This window comes from Tistrella mobilis KA081020-065 (genome assembly GCF_000264455.2).
Classification (GTDB): domain Bacteria; phylum Pseudomonadota; class Alphaproteobacteria; order Tistrellales; family Tistrellaceae; genus Tistrella; species Tistrella mobilis.
Genome location: NC_017957.2, coordinates 271,824 through 293,820, shown reverse-complemented (window position 1 = coordinate 293,820; position 21,997 = coordinate 271,824). Strand labels below are relative to the sequence as shown.

At 67.7% G+C, this 21,997-nt stretch carries 14 protein-coding genes and 1 pseudogene; 14 read left to right on the top strand and 1 reads right to left on the bottom strand.

The annotated features are described in order from the left end of the window. The first annotated feature begins 84 nt into the window (after window positions 1-84). The 14 genes and pseudogenes from chvE (at window position 85) to TMO_RS19110 (ending at window position 17,111) form a co-directional block, all read left to right on the top strand. On the top strand, window positions 85-1,155 hold the full coding sequence (gene chvE / locus TMO_RS19175; RefSeq protein WP_014747338.1) for a multiple monosaccharide ABC transporter substrate-binding protein: 1,071 nt from the start codon (window positions 85-87) through the stop codon (window positions 1,153-1,155). Window positions 1,156-1,217: 62 nt separating this feature from the next. Further along, a complete protein-coding gene (gene mmsA, locus TMO_RS19170) occupies window positions 1,218-2,780 on the top strand; it encodes a multiple monosaccharide ABC transporter ATP-binding protein (protein ID WP_014747337.1) in 1,563 nt (520 codons plus the stop codon). Continuing rightward, window positions 2,752-3,957 carry a multiple monosaccharide ABC transporter permease gene (gene mmsB, locus TMO_RS19165; RefSeq protein ID WP_014747336.1) on the top strand — a complete coding sequence of 402 codons (1,206 nt, stop codon included), beginning with the start codon at window positions 2,752-2,754 and terminating at the stop codon, window positions 3,955-3,957. The genes mmsA and mmsB overlap by 29 nt, the downstream gene beginning before the upstream one ends. A 4-nt stretch (window positions 3,958-3,961) precedes the next feature. Further along, window positions 3,962-4,963 carry an AraD1 family protein gene (gene araD1 / locus TMO_RS19160; protein WP_014747335.1) on the top strand — a complete coding sequence of 334 codons (1,002 nt, stop codon included), beginning with the start codon at window positions 3,962-3,964 and terminating at the stop codon, window positions 4,961-4,963. 18 nt (window positions 4,964-4,981) lie between these two features. Continuing rightward, window positions 4,982-6,724 (top strand): L-arabinonate dehydratase, encoded by a 1,743-nt coding sequence (araD, locus tag TMO_RS19155; RefSeq protein ID WP_014747334.1) that lies wholly within the window; start codon window positions 4,982-4,984, stop codon window positions 6,722-6,724. Beyond that, window positions 6,711-7,658, top strand: coding sequence for a Gfo/Idh/MocA family protein (locus TMO_RS19150; protein ID WP_014747333.1), 948 nt, complete (start codon window positions 6,711-6,713; stop codon window positions 7,656-7,658). Before araD ends, TMO_RS19150 begins: the two co-directional genes overlap by 14 nt. 31 nt (window positions 7,659-7,689) lie before the next feature. Further along, window positions 7,690-9,239 (top strand): annotated as a pseudogene (locus tag TMO_RS19145) (aldehyde dehydrogenase (NADP(+))). 13 nt (window positions 9,240-9,252) lie between these two features. Further along, the gene (locus TMO_RS19140) at window positions 9,253-10,131 is read left to right on the top strand and encodes an SMP-30/gluconolactonase/LRE family protein (protein WP_041607062.1); all 879 of its coding nucleotides are present in this window, start codon (window positions 9,253-9,255) and stop codon (window positions 10,129-10,131) included. Further along, window positions 10,128-11,147 carry an aldose epimerase family protein gene (locus TMO_RS19135; RefSeq protein WP_014747329.1) on the top strand — a complete coding sequence of 340 codons (1,020 nt, stop codon included), beginning with the start codon at window positions 10,128-10,130 and terminating at the stop codon, window positions 11,145-11,147. The genes TMO_RS19140 and TMO_RS19135 overlap by 4 nt, the downstream gene beginning before the upstream one ends. A 128-nt stretch (window positions 11,148-11,275) precedes the next feature. Continuing rightward, entirely contained in the window at window positions 11,276-12,235 is a 960-nt protein-coding gene (gene ytfQ, locus TMO_RS19130; RefSeq protein WP_014747328.1) for a galactofuranose ABC transporter, galactofuranose-binding protein YtfQ, read from the top strand. Between the two features lie 82 nt (window positions 12,236-12,317). After that, window positions 12,318-13,826: a sugar ABC transporter ATP-binding protein gene (locus tag TMO_RS19125; RefSeq protein ID WP_014747327.1), complete on the top strand. Its 1,509-nt coding sequence runs from the start codon at window positions 12,318-12,320 to the stop codon at window positions 13,824-13,826. A 73-nt stretch (window positions 13,827-13,899) separates the two neighbouring features. After that, entirely contained in the window at window positions 13,900-14,913 is a 1,014-nt protein-coding gene (locus TMO_RS19120) for an ABC transporter permease (RefSeq protein WP_014747326.1), read from the top strand. Then, window positions 14,913-15,956 carry a galactofuranose ABC transporter, permease protein YjfF gene (gene yjfF / locus TMO_RS19115; protein ID WP_014747325.1) on the top strand — a complete coding sequence of 348 codons (1,044 nt, stop codon included), beginning with the start codon at window positions 14,913-14,915 and terminating at the stop codon, window positions 15,954-15,956. Before TMO_RS19120 ends, yjfF begins: the two co-directional genes overlap by 1 nt. Window positions 15,957-16,055: 99 nt before the next feature. Then, the gene (locus TMO_RS19110) at window positions 16,056-17,111 is read left to right on the top strand and encodes a zinc-dependent alcohol dehydrogenase family protein (protein WP_014747324.1); all 1,056 of its coding nucleotides are present in this window, start codon (window positions 16,056-16,058) and stop codon (window positions 17,109-17,111) included. Window positions 17,112-17,150: 39 nt separating this feature from the next. On the opposite strand, the gene TMO_RS19105 is transcribed toward TMO_RS19110, so the two are convergent. Beyond that, window positions 17,151-21,809: a PAS domain S-box protein gene (locus TMO_RS19105; protein ID WP_014747323.1), complete on the bottom strand. Its 4,659-nt coding sequence runs from the start codon at window positions 21,807-21,809 to the stop codon at window positions 17,151-17,153. Window positions 21,810-21,997 lie beyond the last annotated feature (188 nt).

The window sequence follows — 21,997 nt, the reverse complement described above, 5'->3', positions numbered from 1 at the left end:
AGTTGCGCCACAAAAGCAAGGGCCGTCCCGGCGGACTCCGCAGAAGCGGGGCTGAACCAGGGGGCGCCGCGAAGGGAGGAAAAGATGAGGGCATTGAAGACGGTCGCGCTTGCGGCCGGCCTGTCCGTGATCGCCATGGGGGGCGCGGACCTGGCATCGGCCGGCGAGGGATATGTGGGCATCTCCATGCCCACCAAATCCTCCGCCCGCTGGATCTCCGACGGCAGCTCGATGGTCGAGCAGTTCAAGGCCGCCGGCTACGAGACCGATCTGCAATATGCCGAAGACGACATTCCCAACCAGCTGGCGCAGATCGAAAACATGGTGACCAAGGGCGTGAACGTCCTGGTCATCGCCGCGATCGACGGCACCACTTTGTCGAACGTGCTCGCCAACGCCGATGCCGCCGGCATCAAGGTGATCGCCTATGACCGGCTGATCCGCGACAGCGAGCATGTGAACTATTACGCCACCTTCGACAATTTCAAGGTCGGCGTCCAGCAGGCCACCACCCTGGTCGAGGGCCTTAAGGAACGCTTCCCCGACCAGAAGCCCTGGAACGTGGAACTCTTCGGCGGCTCGCCCGACGACAACAACGCCTATTTCTTCTACAACGGCGCGATGTCGGTGCTCGACCCGCTGATCAAGGACGGCTCGGTGGTGATCCCCTCGGGCCAGATGGGCATGGACAAGGTGGGCACGCTGCGCTGGGACGGCGCGGTCGCCCAGGCGCGCATGGACAATCTGCTCTCGGCCAACTACACGGGCAAGAAGGTCCATGGGGTGCTCTCCCCCTATGACGGCCTGTCGATCGGCATCATCTCGTCGCTCAAAGGGGTGGGCTACGGCTCGGGCGACATGGCCATGCCCATCGTCACCGGCCAGGATGCCGAAGTCCCTTCGGTCAAGGCCATCCTGCGCGGCGACCAGTATTCGACCATCTTCAAGGACACCCGCGAACTCGCCCGGGTGACGGTCGGCATGGTCGATGCCGTGATGGGCGGCGGCGAGCCCGAAATCAACGACACCACCACCTATGACAACGGCAAGAAGGTCGTTCCCTCCTACCTGCTGGAGCCGGTTCCGGTCACCGCGGCCAACTGGCGGTCGGTGCTGATCGACAGCGGCTATTACAAGGCGTCCGAGATCGAGTAACCGGCGGGATCCCTCGCCCGGGGCAAAGGACGGCTTCGGGCGAGACCCCTTGGGAGGAACGGATGGACGCCATCCTTGAGATGCGCGGGATCACCAAGGAATTTCCTGGGGTGAAGGCGCTGGACCGCGTCAATCTCGCCGTGCGGCGCGGGGAAATCCGGGCGCTGGTGGGCGAGAACGGGGCGGGAAAATCCACCCTGATGAAGGTGTTGAGCGGGGTCTACCCGGCCGGGTCGTATGAGGGCGAGATCCTGTATGAAGGCCAGCCCATGGCCTTCCGGGGCATCGCCGACAGCGAGGCCCGGGGCATCATCATCATCCATCAGGAACTGGCCCTGGTGCCCGAACTGTCGATCGCCGAGAACATCTTCCTCGGCAACGAGATCGCCCGATACGGGGTCATCGACTGGCCGGAGACCCGCCGCCGCACCGCATCGCTGCTCGCCAAGGTGGGGCTGCGGGAAAACCCGGACACCCGGGTCGAGGATCTGGGCCTTGGCAAGCAGCAGTTGGTGGAGATCGCCAAGGCGCTGTCCAAAAAAGTCCGGCTGCTGATCCTGGACGAGCCGACATCCTCGCTCAACGAACGCGACAGCGAGGCCCTGCTCGACCTGCTGGTGGAGCTGAAGACGCGCGAGGGCCTGACCGCGATCCTGATTTCTCACAAGCTGAACGAGGTCTCGCGGGTGGCCGACAGTCTGACGGTGCTGCGCGACGGCACCACCGTCGCCAGCCGCGACATGTCCGACAGCTCTTACGGCGAGGGCGAAATCATCCGCGACATGGTGGGACGGTCGATGTCCGACCGCTATCCACCGCGCACGCCCCGCATCGGCGACACGGTGATGGAGGTTGCCGACTGGCGGGTTCACCACCCCACCCATCGGGACCGGCTGGTGGTCAAGGGTGTGAACTTCCACCTGCGGCAGGGCGAGGTTCTGGGCATTGCCGGGCTGATGGGCGCCGGCCGCACGGAACTGGCGATGAGCCTGTTCGGCCGCAGCTATGGCCAGGGCATTTCCGGCACGGTCAGGATCCACGGCCGGCCCGCCGATCTGTCGACCATCCCCCGCGCCATCAGGGCGGGGCTCGCCTATGCGACCGAGGATCGCAAGGGTCTGGGGCTGGTGCTGGCCGACAGCATCCGCCGCAACGTGCCGCTGGCGAACCTGGATGCGGTGGCCCGTGCCGGCGTGGTCGACGAGCACCGCGAAGCCGGCGTGGCCGAGGACTACCGGGCGCGGGTCAACATCAAATGCGCCTCGATCGAGCAGGAGACGGTGAACCTGTCGGGCGGCAACCAGCAGAAGGTGGTGCTGTCCAAATGGCTCTTCGCCGACCCCGACATCCTCATCCTCGACGAGCCGACCCGCGGCATCGATGTGGGCGCGAAGTTCGAGATCTATTCGATCATCGCCGCGCTCGCGGCCCAGGGGAAATCGATCATCGTGATTTCCTCGGAAATGCCCGAGCTGCTGGGCATCACCGACCGTCTCTACGTCATGAACGAGGGGCGTTTCGTGGGCGAGCTGCCGACGGCCGATGCCACCCAGGAAAAGATCATGGCGATGATCGTCACTTCCGGAGACCAGACCCATGGACCTGGCGAAACCATCCGAGCGTGAGACCGCCCCCGCGTCCGGGCTCACCATGGGCGCCTATCTGCGCAAGCACATGCGGGAATACGGCATCCTGCTGGCGCTGATCGTCATCATGGTGTTCTTCCAGGTCGCCACCGACGGCATCCTGCTGAAGCCGGTCAACCTGACCAATCTGATCCTGCAGAACAGCTATATCGTCATCATGGCGGTCGGCATGCTGCTGGTGATCGTCTCGGGCCATATCGACCTGTCGGTCGGATCGGTGCTGGGCTTCGTGGGCGCGCTGGCCGCGGTGATGATCGTCCAGTGGGAGGTGCCCTATGTCCTGGCCGGGCTGATCTGTCTGGCCGTGGGCGCGCTGATCGGCATGGCCCAGGGCTTCTGGGTCGCCTTCTTCAAGATCCCGTCCTTCATCGTGACGCTGGCCGGCATGCTGGTCTTCAAGGGGCTGACGCTCTGGCTGCTGGCCGGCCAGTCCGTGGGTCCGTTCCCCGCCAATTTCCAGCTGATCGCCTCGGGCTTCGTGCCCGACATCTTCGGCAGCGGACGCTTCAACACCCTGTCGCTGGTGACGGGCATCGTCGTGGCGGCGGGCATCCTGGTGATGGCGGTGCGCAGCCGCCGCAAACAGGCCGCGACCGGGCTTGTGGAAGAACCCTTCGCCTTCTTCGCCGGCAAATACGCCCTGATCACCATCGCACTTGTCTATATGAGCTATCTGATGGCGACCTTCCGGGGCCTGCCGAACGTGTTCATCGTGATGGCGCTGCTGATCGCGGTCTATTCCTTCATCACCAACCGCACGGTCATCGGGCGGCGGATCTATGCCATCGGCGGCAACGAGAAGGCGGCCAAGCTGTCGGGCATTCCGGCGGAGAAGCTGGTGTTCCTGACCTTCGCCAATATGGGCATGCTGGCCGCCCTTGCCGGCCTGGTCTTCGCCGCCCGGCTGAACACCGCGACACCCAAAGCCGGCGTGTCCTTCGAACTGGACGTGATCGCCGCGGTCTTCATCGGCGGCGCGTCCATGGCCGGCGGTGTCGGCACCGTGGTCGGTGCCGTGGTCGGCGCCTTCATCATGGGCGTGATGAACAACGGCATGTCCATTCTCGGCATCGGCATCGACTGGCAGCAGGTCATCAAGGGCCTGGTGCTGCTGGCCGCGGTGGTGTTCGACGTCTACAACAAGAAGAAAGGCTGAGGCCATGTTGCTTTCCCAGATCGTGCGGACAGACGGCACACGGGCGGTGGTGGTGCGCGACGGCACCGAGGCCCACGAGGTCACCGGCTTCGACACCACCTATGCCCTGGCGATGCACTGCCTGGACCGGGGGCGGACACTGGCCGAGGCGCTTGGCCAGATCACCCCCGGCCGGGCGGTGGATCTGGAGCAGGCCGGCCGCGAAGGGCGGATCCTGCCGCCGATCGACCATCCCGACCCGGCCCATCTTTACGTCACCGGCACCGGGCTGACCCATCTGGGCTCGGCCTCCACACGGAACAGCATGCATGGCGGCGGCGACGATGAGGCCGGCATGACCGATTCCATGAAGATGTTCCGCATGGGGCTGAAGGGCGGCAAGCCGGCCGCGGGTCAGGTGGGTGTCCAGCCCGAATGGTTCTACAAGGGCAATGGCGAGAGCGTGGCCGCACCCGAGGCCGAGCTGCTGTCACCCGCCTTCGCGCTGGACGGCGGCGAGGAGCCCGAGATCGCCGGGCTCTATGTGATCGGGCCCGACGGCACGCCCTGGCGGCTGGGCTTCGCGGTGGCCAATGAATTCTCCGACCATGTGACGGAACGGACCAATTACCTGTTCCTGGCCCATTCCAAGCTGCGCCGCTGCGCCTTCGGCCCCGAATTGCGGATCGGCCCGCCGCCCGCGAGCATCGAGGGCCGGTCCCGGGTGCTGCGCGGCGACGAGGTGCTGTTCGATGCCCCCTTCCTGTCGGGCGAAGAGAACATGTCCCACAGCTTCGCCAATCTGGAGCACCACCACTTCAAATACGAGCTGTTCCGCCATCCGGGCGATGTGCATGTCCACATGTTCGGGACCGCCACGCTCTCCTTTGCGGCCGGGCTGCGCACGGAACCCGGCGATGTGTTCGAGATCGAGGTGCCCGGTTTCGGCCTGCCGCTGCGCAACCGCCTGGCCATCGCCCCGGATCCCGTCGCCGGTGGCGGCGCGCTTCGCGTGGCATCACTCTGACGGGAAAGGCCATCGCTCATGGCATTCACCAAGGCACCATGGCCGCGCCGGCTCCGTTCCCAGGAGTGGTATGGCGGCACCAGCCGGGACAACATCTATCACCGCGGATGGATGCGCAATCAGGGCCTGCCCTACGATCTGTTCGACGGACGGCCGGTGATCGGCATCTGCAACACCTGGTCGGAGCTGACCCCCTGCAACGCCCATCTGCGTGATCTGGCCGAGCGGGTGAAGCGCGGCGTCTACGAGGCGGGCGGGCTGCCGGTGGAATTTCCGGTCTTCTCGGCGGCCGAAAGCAGCCTGCGGCCCACGGCCATGCTCTACCGCAATCTGGCGGCCATGGATGTGGAAGAGGCGCTGCGCGCCCAGCCGATCGACGGCGTGGTGCTGATGGCCGGCTGCGACAAGACCACCCCCGCTTTGCTGATGGGGGCCTGCAGCGTCGACCTGCCCGCGATCGTGGTCAGCGGCGGCCCGATGCTGAACGGCTGGTTCCGGGGCGAGCGGGTCGGCTCGGGCACGGCGCTCTGGCAGATGTCGGAAGACATCAAGGCCGGGAAGCTGACCCGGGAAGACTTCCTGGAGGCCGAGCAGGCCATGTCGCGCAGCGCCGGATCCTGCAACACCATGGGCACCGCCAGTTCCATGGCCAGCATGGCCGAGGCGCTTGGCATGGCGCTGTCCGGCAATGCCGCCATCCCGGCCGTGGATGCCCGGCGCCGGGTCATGGCGCATCTGACCGGCCGGCGCATCGTCGAGATGGTCAAGGACGATCTGAAGCCGTCGGACATCCTGACCCGGCCGGCCTTCGAGAATGCCATCCGGGTCAACGGCGCCATCGGCGGGTCCACCAATGCGGTGGTGCATCTTCTGGCCATCGCCGGCCGGGTGGGTGTCGACTTGACGCTCGACGACTGGGACCGGCTGGGGCGCGACGTGCCGACCATCGTCAATCTGATGCCGTCGGGCAAATACCTGATGGAAGAATTCTTCTATGCCGGCGGCCTGCCGGTGGTGATCAAGCGGCTCTGCGAGGATGGCCTGTTGCAGGGCGATGTCCTGACCGTCTCGGGCGAGACGCTCTGGGACGAGGTCAAGGACGCCCGGAACTGGAACGAGGATGTGATCCGGCCGGCGGACAAGGCGCTCACCCCCCATGGCGGCATCGCCGTGCTGCGCGGCAATCTGGCGCCCTTGGGCGCCGTGATCAAACCCTCGGCCGCCAGCCCGCATCTGATGAAGCATCGGGGCCGGGCGGTGGTGTTCGAAACCATCGAGCACTACAAGGCCAGGATCAATGACGAGAGCCTGGATATCGACGAGAGCTGCGTGATGGTGCTGAAGAATTGCGGCCCCCGCGGCTATCCGGGCATGGCGGAGGTGGGCAATATGGGGCTGCCGCCCAAGGTGCTGCGCAAGGGCATCACCGACATGGTGCGGATTTCCGACGCCCGCATGTCGGGCACGGCCTATGGCACGGTGGTGCTCCACACCTCGCCCGAAGCGGCGGTGGGCGGGCCGCTGGCGATCGTGCGCGACGGCGACATGATCGAGCTGGATGTCGAGGCCCGCACCCTGCATCTGGACGTGCCCGAAGCCGAGATCGCCCGGCGCCTGGCCGCCTGGACCAGCCCCGTCTCCCCGCCAGAGGGCGGCTATGTGCGCCTGTTCCACGAGCATGTGATGGGGGCGGATACCGGCGTCGACTTCGATTTCCTGCGCGGCTGCCGCGGCAAGGAGGTGCCCCGTGACAGCCACTGACACCCTGACCGGAACGCCGATCGCCCTGGTCGGGCTCGGCAAGATCGCCATCGACCAGCACCATCCCTCGATCCTGAAATCCGGGGCCTTCCGGCTGGCCGCGACCGTCAGCCGCAATGCCGGGCTGGACGGCATCCCGGCTTACACCAGCCTCGCCGCACTGCTCGACAACCAGCCCGAGGTCACCGCGGTCTCGCTGTGCACACCGCCCCAGGTGCGCCATGCCATGGCGCGCGAGGCGCTGGAGGCGGGGCTGGATGTGATGCTGGAAAAGCCGCCCGGGGCGACGATCGCCGAGGTCGAAGCCCTGACCGACCTGGCGGCGGCGCGGGGACGGGTGCTGTTCGCAACCTGGCATTCCCGCTTCGCCGCTGGCGTGCCGGCGGCGAAGGCCTGGCTCGCCGGGCGGCAGATCCTCCGCGGGACGATCACCTGGCGCGAGGATGTGCGCCGCTGGCATCCGGGGCAGCGCTGGATCTGGCAGGCCGGCGGGCTCGGGGTCTTCGACCCGGGGATCAACGCCCTCTCGATCCTGACCGAGATCCTGCCCGCGCCGCTTCGTCTGACCGGTGCCGAGCTGGAATTTCCCGAAAACCAGGAAACCCCCATCGCCGCGCGCTTGTCCTACCTGACCGGTGCCGCCCCCATCGCCGCCGATTTCGACTTCCGCCAGGAAGGCCCGCAAAGCTGGGCCATGGAATTCGAAACCGATGACGGCGTGCTGTCGCTTGCCGATGGCGGCGCCACCGTATCGGCCGGCGGGCAGAACCTGTCGCAGGGCGAGGCGCTCGGATCGGAATATGACGGGCTCTATGCCCGCTTCGCCCGGCTGATCGCAACCCGCACCAGCGAGGTGGACCTGTCGCCGCTGAAACATGTGGCCGATGCCTTCATGCTGGGCCGCCGCCTGACCACCGATCCCTTCATCGAGTGAGGGGCCCCTTCATGGCAAAGGATCGTCCGGCGTGACCTCGACCGCATCCACCGTTTCATCCCCCGGTTTTACACCCCGGGGACAGCACCTCATCGACGGCGCCTGGCTGGCCGGTTCCGGGACGTTCCTGTCCGAGCCGACCGAGGGTGCCGCCCAGGCTTTCGCCATCGGCGGCAGGGCCGAGGTCGACCGCGCCGCCGCTGCGGCCGAGCGGGCTTTCGAGAGCTATGGCGCCAGCACACGGGACGAGCGCGCCCGCTTTCTTGAGGCCATCGCCACGGCGATCGAGGCCCGCGGCCCCGCCATCACCGCGATCGGCAGCCGGGAAACCGGCCTGCCCGCGGCGCGGCTGGAGGGCGAGCGGGGCCGGACGGTCGGCCAGCTGCGCCTGTTTGCCGGACATATCCGCGCGGGCGACTATCTGGACCGCCGCCAGGATGCCGCCCTGCCCGACCGCGCGCCGCTGCCGCGGCCCGAACTGCGCATGATCCAGCGTCCTCTGGGTCCCGTGGCCTGGCCGTGTTCGGCGCCTCCAACTTCCCGCTCGCCTTCTCCACCGCCGGCGGGGACACGGCCGCGGCGCTCGCCGCCGGCTGCCCGGTGATCGTGAAGGGCCACCCCGCCCATCCCGGCACGGGCGAGATCGTCGCCGAAGCGATCCTGGAGGCGATCACCGCCGGCGGCATCGACCCGGGCGTCTTCGCGCTGATCCAGGGCAATACCCATGATCTGGGCGCGGCGCTGGTGACCCATCCGACCGTGCGCGCCGTGGGCTTCACCGGCTCTCTCGGCGCCGGCCGGGCGCTCTTCGACCTCTGCGCCGCGCGGCCGGAGCCGATCCCCTTCTTCGGCGAGCTGGGCTCGATCAACCCGGTCTTCCTGCTGCCCAATGCGCTCGCCGCACGGGGCGCGGAGATCGCCCGGGGCTGGGCGGCCTCGCTCACCATGGGTGCGGGGCAGTTCTGCACCAATCCGGGCGTGGTCGTGGCGATCGACGGGCCGGATGCCGACGGCTTCGTCGCCAGGGCCACCGAAGCGCTGACCGCCACCGGGCCGCAGACCACCCTGACCGCCGGCATCGGCGCCGCCTATGCGCGTGGACGCGCGCGGATCGCCGGCATCGCGGGGGTGACGACCCATGTCCTGGGCGACAACGCCACGCGCCAGGCGGCACCCGGCTTCTTCGAGGTCGACGCCGCCACCTGGTTCGCGCGTCCGGAGCTGGCGGACGAGGTCTTCGGGCCGGCCGGGCTGCTGGTGCGGGTGGCGGATGCCGACGAGATGCTCAGGCTGGCCCGGGGCCTGGCCGGGCAGCTGACCTGCACCCTGCAGATGGACGCAGAGGATGCCGGGCTCGCGGCCGCGCTGCTGCCGGTGCTGGAGCGCAAGGCCGGCCGGATCCTGGCCAACGGCTTCCCCACCGGGGTGGAGGTGGCCGATGCCATGGTCCATGGCGGCCCCTACCCGGCCAGCACCAATTTCGGCGCCACCTCGGTCGGCACGCTGGCCATCCGGCGCTTCCTGCGGCCGGTGTGCTATCAGAACCTTCCGGTTGATCTTCTGCCGCCCGATGCCAGATGACGGGGTCTCCATCATGACCGCGCCCAGCCAGGACGCACGTATCTACGACGCCCGGATCTGCCGGCTCGGCGAGGGGCCGCTCTGGCATCCGCGCCGCGGCCAGCTGTTCTGGTTCGATATCCTGGACCGCCGCCTGCTGTCGCGGAGCCCGGCGGGAGACGGCCTGTCCTGGCTGTTTCCGGACATGGTCTCGGCGGCGGGATGGGTGGATGACGACCGCCTGCTCATCGCCTCGGAACGGGCGCTTTTCGTCTTCGACCTTCAGACCAGTACGCGGACGGATCTGGCGGCGCTGGAGGCGGACAACCCGCTCACCCGCTCCAATGACGGCCGGGCCGATCCCTGGGGCGGGTTCTGGATCGGCACCATGGCCAAAACCGGTGCGCCGGGGCATGGCTCCATCTATCGATGGTACAGGGGCCGGCTGGCACGGCTGCGCGGCGGCATAGGCATCCCCAATGCGATCTGCTTCGCACCCGACCGTTCCGTCGCCTGTTACGCCGACACCCGCGAGGGCATCATCTGGCGCCAGCCGCTCGATGCCGAGGGCTGGCCCAGGGGCGCGCCCGAGGTCTTCCTTGATCTGCGGCCGGACGGCATCCACCCCGATGGTGCGGTGATCGATGCCGAAGGCTGCCTGTGGAATGCCCGATGGGGTACGGGCCAGGTGGTGCGGTATTCGCCCGCGGGCGACGTGATCGCAACCATCACCCTGCCGGTCGCCCAGACCACCTGCCCGGCCTTCGGCGGGCCCGACTTCCGCAGCCTTTATGTCACCAGCGCCGCCGATGGCGACCCCTCCCCCGATGCCGGCCTGACCTGGCTGGCGGCGGAGACGGCCGTGCCCGGCCTGCCCGAACCCCGGGTGATCCTGACGGAGGATGTCTGTTGAGCGGTTTCGGAGCACTGCCCACCGGCGAGATCGTGGAGCGGGTCGAAATCGCGGCCCACGGGCTGACGGCCCGCTTCCTGACCCTCGGCGCCATCCTCCAGGATCTGCGGCTCGACGGCGTGCAGCACCCGCTGGTGCTGGGCTTCGATCGTCTTGAGGGCTATCTGGCCCATCCCGACCTCTATTTCGGCGCCATGGTCGGGCGCTATGCCAACCGGATCGGCCACGCCCGGGCGCCGGTCGGCGGGCAGATCGTGCAGCTGGATGCCAATTTCCGGGGCCGGCACCTGCTGCATGGCGGAGCGGACGGATCCTCCCGCCGGAACTGGCGCATCCGGGCGGTGGCGGCCGACCGGGTCAGCCTGACCGACCGCCTGCCCGACGGCCATATGGGCTTTCCGGGCAATCTGGAGGTGGAGGTCGGTTTCAGCATCGCCCCCGGCCCGGTGCTCCGGATCGATGTCCGGGCCACCAGCGATGCCGAAACCCTCTGCAACTTCGCCCATCATTCCTACCTCAACCTGTCAGGCCGCCCGACCATCGCCGGCCATCGCCTCAAGGTCGCGGCGGACAGCTATCTGCCGGTGGACGACGACCTGATCCCGACCGGCGAACGCCGCCCCGTGACAGGCACCCCCTTCGATCTGCGCCGGGGTGTAACGTTGATGCAGGAGGCATTGATCCCAGGGGCACCGGCCGGCGGCTTCGACCACAATTTCTGCCTCGCCGACGCCCGGGGCCCGATCCGGCCCGTGGCCTGGCTGACGGCGCCCGAGGGCAGGCTCACCCTGACCGTGGAGACGACCGAGCCGGGGCTGCAGGTCTATGACGGGGCGATGATCGCCGCCGGCATGCCCGGCCTCGACGGCCGTCCCCTCGCCCCCCATGCCGGCCTGGCGCTGGAACCCCAGCTCTGGCCGGATGCCCCCAATCACCCGGGCTTTCCCCCGGCCCTGCTGCGGCCGGGAGAGGTCTATGAACAGCATACGGCCCTGGCCTTCACCGATATGCGGTGAACGGACAGGGTTGAACCGGCGGGGGTGCGCGGGCGGCCCCCCTCTGCCGGTTGCGCATCGGCACCGCTCGCTCATCACGGCATGACCGCCCCCGATCAGACGGGGCGGCATCTAGGGAGATCACGGAGATGACATTGAAAACCCGGCTGCTGGCAGGCGTTCTGTTCACCGCCCTCGCCACACCCGCCATCGCGGCGGACATGACCGTCGGCTTTTCGCAGATCGGTTCGGAATCCGGCTGGCGCGCCGCGGAGACCTCGGTCTCCAAGGTCGAGGCCGAAAAGCGGGGCATCACGCTGAAGATCGCCGATGCCCAGCAGAAGCAGGAAAACCAGATCAAGGCGATCCGGTCGTTCATCGCCCAGGGCGTGGACGCGATCTTCCTGGCCCCGGTCGTGGCCACCGGCTGGGATGCCGTCCTTGAAGAGGCCAAGGATGCCGAAATCCCGGTCGTGCTTCTGGACCGGAGCATCGAGACCAAAGATCCCTCGCTCTATCTGACCGCCGTCACCTCCGACAGCGTGCACGAGGGCGAGGTGGCCGGGAAATGGCTGGTCGACACCGTCGCCGGCAAGAGCTGCAATGTCGTGGAGCTTCAGGGCACGGTCGGCGCCTCGGTCGCCACCAACCGCAAGGAAGGCTTCGCGAAGGGCATCGCCGGGGCCGACAATGTGAAGATCATCCGCAGCCAGACCGGCGAGTTCACCCGCGCCAAGGGCAAGGAGGTGATGGAGAGCTTCATCAAGGCCGAAGGCGGCGGCAAGACGATCTGCGCGCTCTATGCCCATAACGACGACATGGCGCTGGGTGCGATCCAGGCGATGAAGGAAGCCGGGCTGAAGCCGGGCACCGACATCCTGGTCGTCTCCATCGACGCGGTGCCCGACATCTTCAAGGCGATCGCCGAGGGCGAGGCCAATGCGACGGTGGAGCTGACCCCGAACATGGCCGGCCCGGCCTTCGACGCGCTCGCCGCCTACAAGGACGGCAAGGCGCCGCCGAAATGGATCCAGACCGAATCGAAGCTCTATACCAAGGCCGATGATCCGATGGGCCAGTACGACGCGCGCAAGTCGCTCGGCTACTGACCGCCGGCCCGCCGGCCCCGGGAACCGGCTTCCCGGGGCCCGGCGGGCGATACGATCCCTGATGCCTGGGAGGGAGAGACTCATGAACGAGGCGCCGGAACTGCTGTGCGTGCGCGGCCTGTCCAAGACCTTTCCGGGCGGGTTCCAGGCCCTGAAATCGGTGGATCTGACCCTGCGCGCGGGCGAGATCCATGCCCTGCTGGGGGAAAACGGCGCCGGCAAGTCGACCCTGATCAAGACGGTCACCGGCATCACGCCCCGCGATGCCGGCGAGGTGCGGCTGTCGGGTGCTGAGATCCGCCCCCGATCGGGCGACGAGGCCCTGGCCGCGGGCATCGCCACGGTCTATCAGGAGGTGGCGCTGCTGCCCAATCTGACCGTGGCGCAGAACCTGTTCCTCGGTCGCCAGCCCACCCGTTTCGGCCTGGTCCGCGACCGCGAGATGCGCCGCCGGTCCCGCGATCTTCTGCAGGGCTTCGGCCTCCGGATCGATGTCGGCGCGCCCTTGGGCGACTTTCCGGTGGCGGTTCAGCACATCGTCGCCATCGCCCGGGCCGTCGACATGTCGGCGAAGGTGCTGATCCTGGACGAACCCACCGCCAGCCTGGACGGCCGCGAGGTGGAGGTGCTGTTCAGGGTGATGCGCCAGCTGCGCGACCAGGGCATGGGCATCCTGTTCGTCACCCACTTCCTGGATCAGGTGCAGGAGATCTGCGACCGGCTGACGGTTCTGCGCAATGGCTGTCTGGTCGGCGAACGGCCGGTCGCCGGGCTGCCGCGCATGGAGCTGGTCGGCATGATGCTGGGGCGCGAGCTTCAGGGCGTGGAAGAGGAACGCGCGCGCGCCACCCAGGACCAGGACGACACCCCGCCGCTGCTCCGCGCCGAAGGGCTCGGCCGCAAGGGGGCCGTGGCGCCCTTCGATCTGACGCTCCGGCGCGGCGAGGTTCTGGGGCTTTCGGGCCTGCTGGGTTCGGGGCGGACGGAAACCGCGCGCCTGATCTTCGGCGCAGACCGGGCCGATGGCGGCAGGCTGCATCTGGACGGCCGCCCGGCGCGGATCCTGGGGCCGCGCGATGCCCTGAAACAGGGGCTGGGCTTCTGCCCCGAGGAACGCAAGACCGAGGGCATCGTCGCCGAATTGTCGGTGCGCGAGAACATCATCCTTGCCCTGCAGGCCCGTATGGGGTGGACGCGGCCCCTGTCGCGCAAACGCCAGAAAGAGATCGCCGACCATTTCATCAAGGCGCTCGACATCCGTCCGGCCGATCCGGACAAGCCCATCGGCCTGTTGTCGGGCGGCAACCAGCAGAAGGCGATCCTGGCTCGCTGGCTGGCCACCGAACCCCGGATCCTGATCCTGGACGAGCCGACCCGCGGCATCGATGTCGGCGCCCATGCCGAGATCATCCGCCTGATCCGCAGCCTGTGCGACAGCGGGCTGGCCATGCTGGTCATCTCGTCCGAGGTGGAGGAGATCGTGTCCTATTCCGACCGGGTGACCGTGCTGCGCGACGGCAGCCATGTCGCCCATCTGACCGGCGCGGCGGTCAACGAACAGCGGGTGCTGGCCGCCATCGCCGCAGACTGAGCGGCCAATCCAGAGACGGGCCACTTCAGAACAAGAACACGGTATCCGGCACAAGGACGGGGGGAGCAAGACAGTGTCCATCGCCTATCCCAGGAAAGGCGGCGCCCAGATCGGCGCCCTGATCCTGATCCTGCTGATCAACTGGATGGTGTCGCCCCAGTTCTTCGACCTGCGCCTTCAGGACGGGCGCCTGTTCGGCAGCCTGGTCGACGTCTTCAATCGCGGCGCGCCGGTGGTGCTGCTGGCGACCGGCATGGTTCTGGTCATCGCCACCCGCGGCATCGACCTGTCGGTCGGCGCGGTCATGGCCATCTCGGGCGCGGTGGCCGCCAGCCTCGCCGACAGCCAGTCGCTGGCCGTCTGCCTGGCCGCGGCGCTCGGCACCGGGCTGCTCTGCGGGCTGTGGAACGGGCTGCTGGTGGCCGTGCTCCGCATCCAGCCGATCGTCGCCACCCTGATCCTGATGGTCGCCGGCCGCGGCATCGCCCAGCTGATCACCGAAGGGCGGATCGTCACCTTCTCCTCGCCCGATCTCGCCTGGCTCGGCAGCGGCGCGCTGCTGGGCATTCCGGCCCCGGTGGTGCTGGCGGCGGCGACCCTGCTGGTCGCCGTGCTGCTCGCCCGCGGCACAGCACTCGGCCTGATGATCGAGGCCACCGGCGCCAATGCCCGGGCCAGCCGCCTGGCCGGCATCGACACCCGGCTGATGATCCTGGCGGTCTATATGTGGTGCGGCTTCTGCGCCGCCCTTGCCGGCGTGATCGCCGCCGCCGACATCCGCGGCGCGGATGCCAACAATGCCGGTCTCTGGCTGGAACTGGACGCGATCCTCGCGGTGGTGATCGGCGGTACCTCGCTGTTCGGCGGGCGGTTCAGCCTGGTGCTGGCCGCCGTCGGCGGGCTGATCATCCAGGCCATGAACACCGGCATCCTGCTCAGCGGTTATCAGCCGGAGCTGAACCTGGTGATCAAGGCGACAGTGGTTCTGGCCGTGCTGCTGCTTCAGACCCCGCGCCTCGCCGCGGCCCGGGATCGCCTGCTTCGGGGACGCCACCCCCGGAACCGCCTGCTTCGGGAGACGCGTTGATGCGCCGCCACCTGCCCGTCATCGTCACCACCGCCGTCTTCCTGCTCGGCTTCCTGTTCTGCGCCCTGCAATACCCCAATATCGCCTCCACCCGGGTGGTGATGAACCTCATCACCGACAATGCCTTCCTCGGCATCCTGGCGGTGGGCATGACCTTCGTGATCATCTCGGGCGGCATCGACCTCTCGGTCGGATCGGTGGTCGCCTTCACCACGGTCTTCCTGGCGCTCGGCATCGGCAGCTGGGGCCTGCCGCCGCTTCTCGCCTTCTGCCTGGTGCTGGCCATCTGTGCCCTGTTCGGCGCGGCCATGGGCGCCATCATCCATCATTTCGACGTGCCGCCCTTCATCGTCACCCTGGCGGGCATGTTCCTGGCCCGGGGCGTGGCCTTCCTGCTGTCCACCGACAGCCTGCCGATCGATGACGCCCTTTATCAGGAAGTGGCGGCCTTCTCCCTCCGCCTGCCCGGGGGCGGCCGGTTGCGGATCATCGGCATCATCATGCTGGCGACCTTCGTCCTGGGCGGGATCCTGCTCCACTACACCCGCTTCGGCACCAATGTCTTCGCGCTGGGCGGCGGCCGCGACACCACCGCCCTCATGGGCATCCGCACCGGCCGGACGACGATCGCCATCTACACGCTGTCCAGCCTGCTGGCGGGGCTGGCCGGCATCGTCTTCTCGTTCTATACCGCCTCCGGCTATTCCCTGACCGGTGTGGGGGTGGAGCTGGACACCATCGCCGCAGTGGTGATCGGCGGCACCCTGCTCTCAGGCGGCGCCGGCAGCATGTTCGGCACCTTCATCGGCATTCTGATCCAGGGGCTGATCCAGACCTACATCACCTTCGACGGCAGCCTGTCCAGCTGGTGGATCAAGATTGTGACCGGCATCCTGCTGTTCCTGTTCATCGTCCTGCAGCAGCTGCTGACCCATCTGGCCACGCGCGCGGCCAGCGGCGGCCACGCCGCCACAACACCGGTGGTCGACCCGCCGAAGACCGTGCGGGAACCGGCACGGGTGCCCGGCGTACAGGGTCAATAGACCGCCCGGGCTGATCGCCCGCCTGGTCGATTGCGGGCTACACCATCTCCCGGCCGTGCTAAAACCCCGGGCAACCACACCGTTCCCGAGGGAGCCCCCATGCGCGCCGCCATTTTCGAGAGGTTTCAGGGCCCGATCACCGTCACCACCCTGCCCGACCCCGCCCCGCGGCCGGGCGGTGTGGTGCTGAAGGTGGGGGCCACGGGGCTCTGCCGCAGCGACTGGCATGGCTGGATGGGCCATGACACCGATATCTGCCTGCCCCATGTGCCGGGGCACGAGCTGGCCGGCACGGTGGTGGCGGTCGGCGCCGGCGTCACCCGCTGGGCCGAGGGCGACCGGGTGACGGTGCCCTTCGTCGGCGGCTGCGGCCATTGCGGGGAATGCGCCGCCGGCCAGCATCAGGTTTGCGAAAACCAGTTCCAGCCGGGTTTCACCCATTGGGGCAGCTTCGCCGACCATGTCGCCATCGATCATGCCGACGTCAACCTGGTAGCCCTGCCCGAGGAGATGGGCTTCGACGTCGCCGCCAGCCTGGGCTGCCGCTTCGTCACCTCGTTCCGCGGCGTGATCGATCAGGGCCGGGTGCGGGCCGGGGAATGGGTCGCGGTCCATGGCTGCGGCGGGGTCGGGCTGTCGGCGGTGATGATCGCCGCCGCCGCCGGCGCGCAGGTGATCGCCATCGACATCGACCCCGCGAAGCTGGATCTGGCGCGGAGCCTGGGCGCCGTCGCCACCATCGACGCCACCACGACGGCCAACGGCGACGTGCCGGGCCAGGTGCACGAGATCACCCGCGGCGGCGTGCAGCTGTCGATCGACGCGCTGGGCCACCCGATGACCTGCGTGAATTCCGTGCTGTCGCTCCGCCGCCGGGGACGGCATGTCCAGATCGGCCTGCTGCTCGCCGACCAGGCCCGCCCCGCCATCCCCATGGACCGCGTCATCGCCTGGGAGCTGGAACTGCTGGGCAGCCACGGCATGCAGGCCCATCGCTACCCGGCGATGCTGGAGATGATCCGCCGCGGCCGGCTTCAGCCGGAAAGGCTGATCGGCGCCCGCGTCGACCTGGACGAAGGCACCCGCCTGCTGACCATGATGGACCGCTTCCCCGGCACCGGCGTGACGATCATCGATCGGTTCGAAATCGCCTGACGGAGGCCGGGCAGGCTGACGACGCCGGAATCGGCGCCGTCAGCCGATGAAGTGATCGTGGAACCTCTCCCACGAGATCGGCCCGACCTTCGCCACCTCAGCAACCAGCGTCTCGATCGTCGCCAGATCCCGGGCTTTCGCGGCGCTTTGCAGGCGCTGGGCGATCGTCAGCAGCCTGAGCAGGCCGCAATTGCCGGCGACTGAGATCATGTCATGGCCCGCCTGCCGAAGCCGGTCGACATCGCCATGAGCCCAGGCTTCCTGTACCGCCGACACCTGCTCGCGGCCCAGCGTCGCGAAATTCTGCACCATGTCGAGGAAGGCGTCCCGCGACACCAGCCCCTTCAACGTCTCCATCGGCCCGGTTTCCAGGATCGGCGGCAGATCTTCCGCCGATGACACTGCGTCATCGACGGCCGCCCCGGCCGACGCCGGACCGGACGACCAGCGGGCCGCCGCCTCCAGAAGCTGCGGTGCAGCGAAGGGCTTCGGCACGAAATCATCCATGCCGACCGCCAGGTATTCTTCACGCATGCCGCTCATGGCATTCGCGGTCATGGCGACGATCGCGACCCGGTCCCTGCCCTCCCGCGCTTCGGCGGCACGAATGCGGCGTGTGGCCTCCATACCGTCCATCACCGGCATCTGGACGTCCATGAACACGATGTCGAACTGCGTCGTGGCGCAGGCGGAGACCGCCTGTTCGCCATCGCCGACGATGGTCACGACATACCCCGCATCGCTCAGGATCGTTCTGGCGACGGTCTGATTGACGGCATTGTCCTCGACCAGCAGCACATGCCGGCCGTCGCCGGAGAGAGCCCGCTCCTGCGTCGCCGCGGATGACGACGGCGCCGTCTCCTCATCCCGAATACCGAAGGCCCGCGCCAGTGCAACCATCAGCTCGCGGCCTCTGATCGGTTTGGCGACGACGGCATCGAAGGACTGAAGCTTGTCCACCGTGGGCAGCTCCGACGCGGCCAGGATCAGCCGAACACCCCTGAAATGGGAATTCATGCGCAGCCATTCGGCAAGCTCCACGCCGTTCATGCCGCCCAGATTGTAGTCCGTGATCACCAGATCGATCATCTGGCTGCGGCGACGCTGCTCTTCGATGACGCTCAGACTGCTGGCGACATCGCTGGCTTCATCCACGATCATGCCCAGTTGAACCAGATGATGGGCCAGGATGCGCCGGTTGACCGCCAGATCATCCACGATCAAGGCCCGCATGCCGCGCAGATGATCGCCGATTTCTTCGGTCGGGCGGAGCGGCGCTTCGGTCCCGCGTTCCAGGACGACGTCGAACCGGAACACCGATCCTTCGCCGATGCGGCTTTCGACCGTGATCGACCCGCCCATCAGGTCCATCAGTTTCTGGCTGATCGCCAGGCCCAGCCCGGTACCACCGAAACGCCGGGTGATCGAGGCGTCGGCCTGACTGAACTTGCGGAACAGCCGGCCGGCCTGTTCGGCCGTCATGCCGATGCCGGTATCGCGCACCTCGAAACGCAGATGCCAACGCCCGTCATTCAGCCCGGCCCCCACGGAAGCACCGACCGTCACATGGCCGCGCTCGGTGAATTTCACCGCATTGCCGGCGAGATTGAGCAGGATCTGCCTGAGGCGCGTCGGATCTCCCACCCAGACGCCGCCCGCATCCTCGTCGGGATAGCAGGCGATCTCGATCCCCTTGTCGCGCGCCCTGGGCGCCAGGATGGCTGCCACACCTTCCAGCACGTCGCCAAGCACGAACGGAATGTGTTCGAGTTCGACCCGCTCGGCTTCGAGCTTGGAGATGTCGAGGATGTCGTCGATGACCCCCAACAGGGCCTCGGCGCTTTCCCGCACCGTCTCGGCATGTCCCCGCTGCTCCGGCGTGAGATCCGTGCCCAGCAGGATATGGGTCATGCCCATCACACCGTTCATGGGCGTGCGGATCTCGTGGCTCATATTGGCGAGGAAGTCGGATTTGGCCTGATTGGCGGTCTCGGCCACGATCTTGGACAGTTCGAGTGCCGAGGCGAGCGAGGCCAGTTCGCTCGCCTGCTGCTCCAACTGCTGATTGGCTTCGCGAAGATCGACCAGGGAGCGGTTGCGCGTCGACAGATCGGCAATTGCGCCCACGAACATGCGTCCGTCTTCTGCCGCGAATTCGCCCACCGACAATTCGATCGGGAAGCTGCTGCCATCCTGCCGCAGCCCTTCCAGCTCGCGGCCGACCCCGATGATCCGCAGCGGGCTGCCGGCGATATAGCGGTCGATATAATCGTCATGAACGGCCGCCAGATCCGGATCCATCAGCATCGACACATTGCGACCGATCATCTGGTCGGCCGGCCAGCCGAACAGCTTCTCCGTGGCAGAGTTGACCAGCGTCATCCGGCCCGAGGCATCGATCACTATGATGCCCACCCCCACCGTCTCGAACACGGCCTGCAGGCGCGCTTCGCTTTCCTGAACCCGGGCCTCCCGCGCCTTGGCCTCAGTGATGTCGGAGAAGGTCACCACGAAGCCGTCGCCGTGCTTCACTGCCTGGATCCGGAACCAGGCGTGAATGCCGTCGTGGGTATAGCAGTGCTCGAACAGCTGTGCCTGCCCCGTCTCCACCACCTCGACATAGCGGTCGTACAACCCGTCTTCGGCATTGCCCGGCAGCTCCACCAACATGGTTCGCCCGCGCAGATCGGCCTCGCTGCGCCCCATCAAGCGCTCGGCAGACCGGTTCATCAGCTCGAAGCGGAAATCGCCGATCCGGCCCTCCTCGTCGCGCACGGCCCGGAAACTGATCACCCCATCCAGAGAGGCGTCCATGACACCGGCCAGCATGTCGCGGGCATAGACAACCTCCGCCTCGCGGCGGCGGGCCTCGGTCACTTCGGTACAGGTGATGACCTGGCCGTCCTCGTCCAGCGGCTCGACGAAGATTTCGACGATGCGTCCGTCGGCAAGCGTGATCTCGCGCCGGCCTGGGAAACCGGCGGCGTCCAGCGCGCCGTCTTCAGATGCGATCGTCTCGAACAGATCCTCGCCCTTGTCGGTGCTGAGCGCGCAGACCTCGCGGATGGACATGCCCGGCGTCAACTGGCCGGGTGCGATACCGTTCAAGGTCTCGAACCGCTCATTCCAGACAATGATCCCGGTGTTCCGGTCCACGGCGACGACCGCGTGATGCACCGAGCGGAAAACCGCCGCAAGCATCGCCCGCTGTTTGGCGGCGGAGCGCTCCGCCTCGACCTGATCGGTCAGGTCGCGTCCCGATCCGCGATAGCCGGTTACCCGGCCCTCCTCGTCGAGCATCGGCTCGCCGCTGATCTCGACATGGCGCAGACGCCCCGTCAGATCCCGGAGGTCGTAGGTGATGCCCCGGAAAGCCCGACCTTGTGCCAGGGCCTCGGCATAATCCACCAGCCCCGGCTGTTCGCTCCCGGAGGCGAGGTCCAGCCGGGTTTGGCCGATCATGCCCTCCGGGTCCAGCCCGATACGGCCGACGCCGGCAGAGGCGTCGGTGAAGCGGCCCTGGGCATCGGTTTCCCAGTACCAGTCCGACGACAGCTCGGTCAGCGCCTTGAAACGGGCCTCCCGCTCGCGCAGTTCCTCGGTCCGGTCCGCGACCTCCCGCTCCAGCGTCTGTGCCAGCCGTGCCATCTCCTGTGCCCGCATCGCCCGGCGATGCGACCGATTGGCCTGCGCCTGGGCAAAGCCGGCAAGCAGAATGATTGCCAGAACCACGGCCCCGCTCGTCAGATAGGGCGATGTGGGCTGGAGCCCCGCGACAAAGGCCGGATGCGCCCTGACGTCGATCGCCCAGCGCCGGCCGAAAATGTCGGTGGCGACAGAAGTGTCGAACGCCGTCGCCGCATCGAAGCCCGGGGTCTCATAGAACCTGTCGACACTCCCGTCGCCTGAAAGGTCGCGGATCGCCACCTCGACGGCCTCCGGCCGCCTGACGGTCGCCAGCACATCGTCGATGATCAGCGGCGCATAGCTCCAGCCCACGCCCATGGCCAGGCGCTCCGCTTCCGACACCGGCATGGTGTCACTCTCATAGGTGGGCAGCAGGATCAGGAACCCGCGATTGCGGGCGCCGGTGGCCTGAACCAGGGTGATCGGCGCGGTCAGGGTAACCTGACCGGTCCGCATCGCCTCAAACGCCCCGGTCCGCCGATTGGCTTCCGACGCGATGTCCAGACCGGCAGCACCCAGGTTGGGTCCTTCAGGTTCTATGTATTGAATGATGTAGTCTTCGCCGGGATGTTCGCTCAGTCGGCGGATGGCGAAGTCGGGGCGGCCGTCCGCGCGCTGGGCCGCAACGAAGCCGTCGACGCTGTCCTGCGGCACACGCCGGATGAAGCCGAAGCCCAGCGCGCCCGGAAACTCTGCATCCACATCCCGGCTTCGGGCATAGCGCTTGAAATCCTCCAGCCGGACGGTATCCGCTCCATGGACCACGAACACCCCGCGGGCGCCCCGCAGGCCGTACTGATAGATCCGGATGGTATCCAGCACGTCATCGGCGATCGATCGGGCGATCTCGTCGAAGCGCGCATCCGCCGCCTGCCGGTTGGCCCGGTCCTGCAGGACGCCCGCGACCAGCGCCAGGGCCAGGCCGCAGACGACGATACTGATCGTCCATGGCCCGGGCCTGCGCCGCGGGCGGGCATGATCTTCCTTGGACGACGCCTTCTGCAACGACAACGGCTTGCCCTCTGGCCGGTACGAACGGAATCGGAGAACAGTATAGCCGGAGTTATGGTCGAAGGGTTAACGGTGTCCCACTCGATGCCCCGCCGGCCGCTCCGCCGCACCCGGCTTGTCGTGGAGCGCGAGACGGTCATCCCGTCGACGATCCGCGCGGTCGTCAGGCTTTCAAGCAGGCCGGCGGG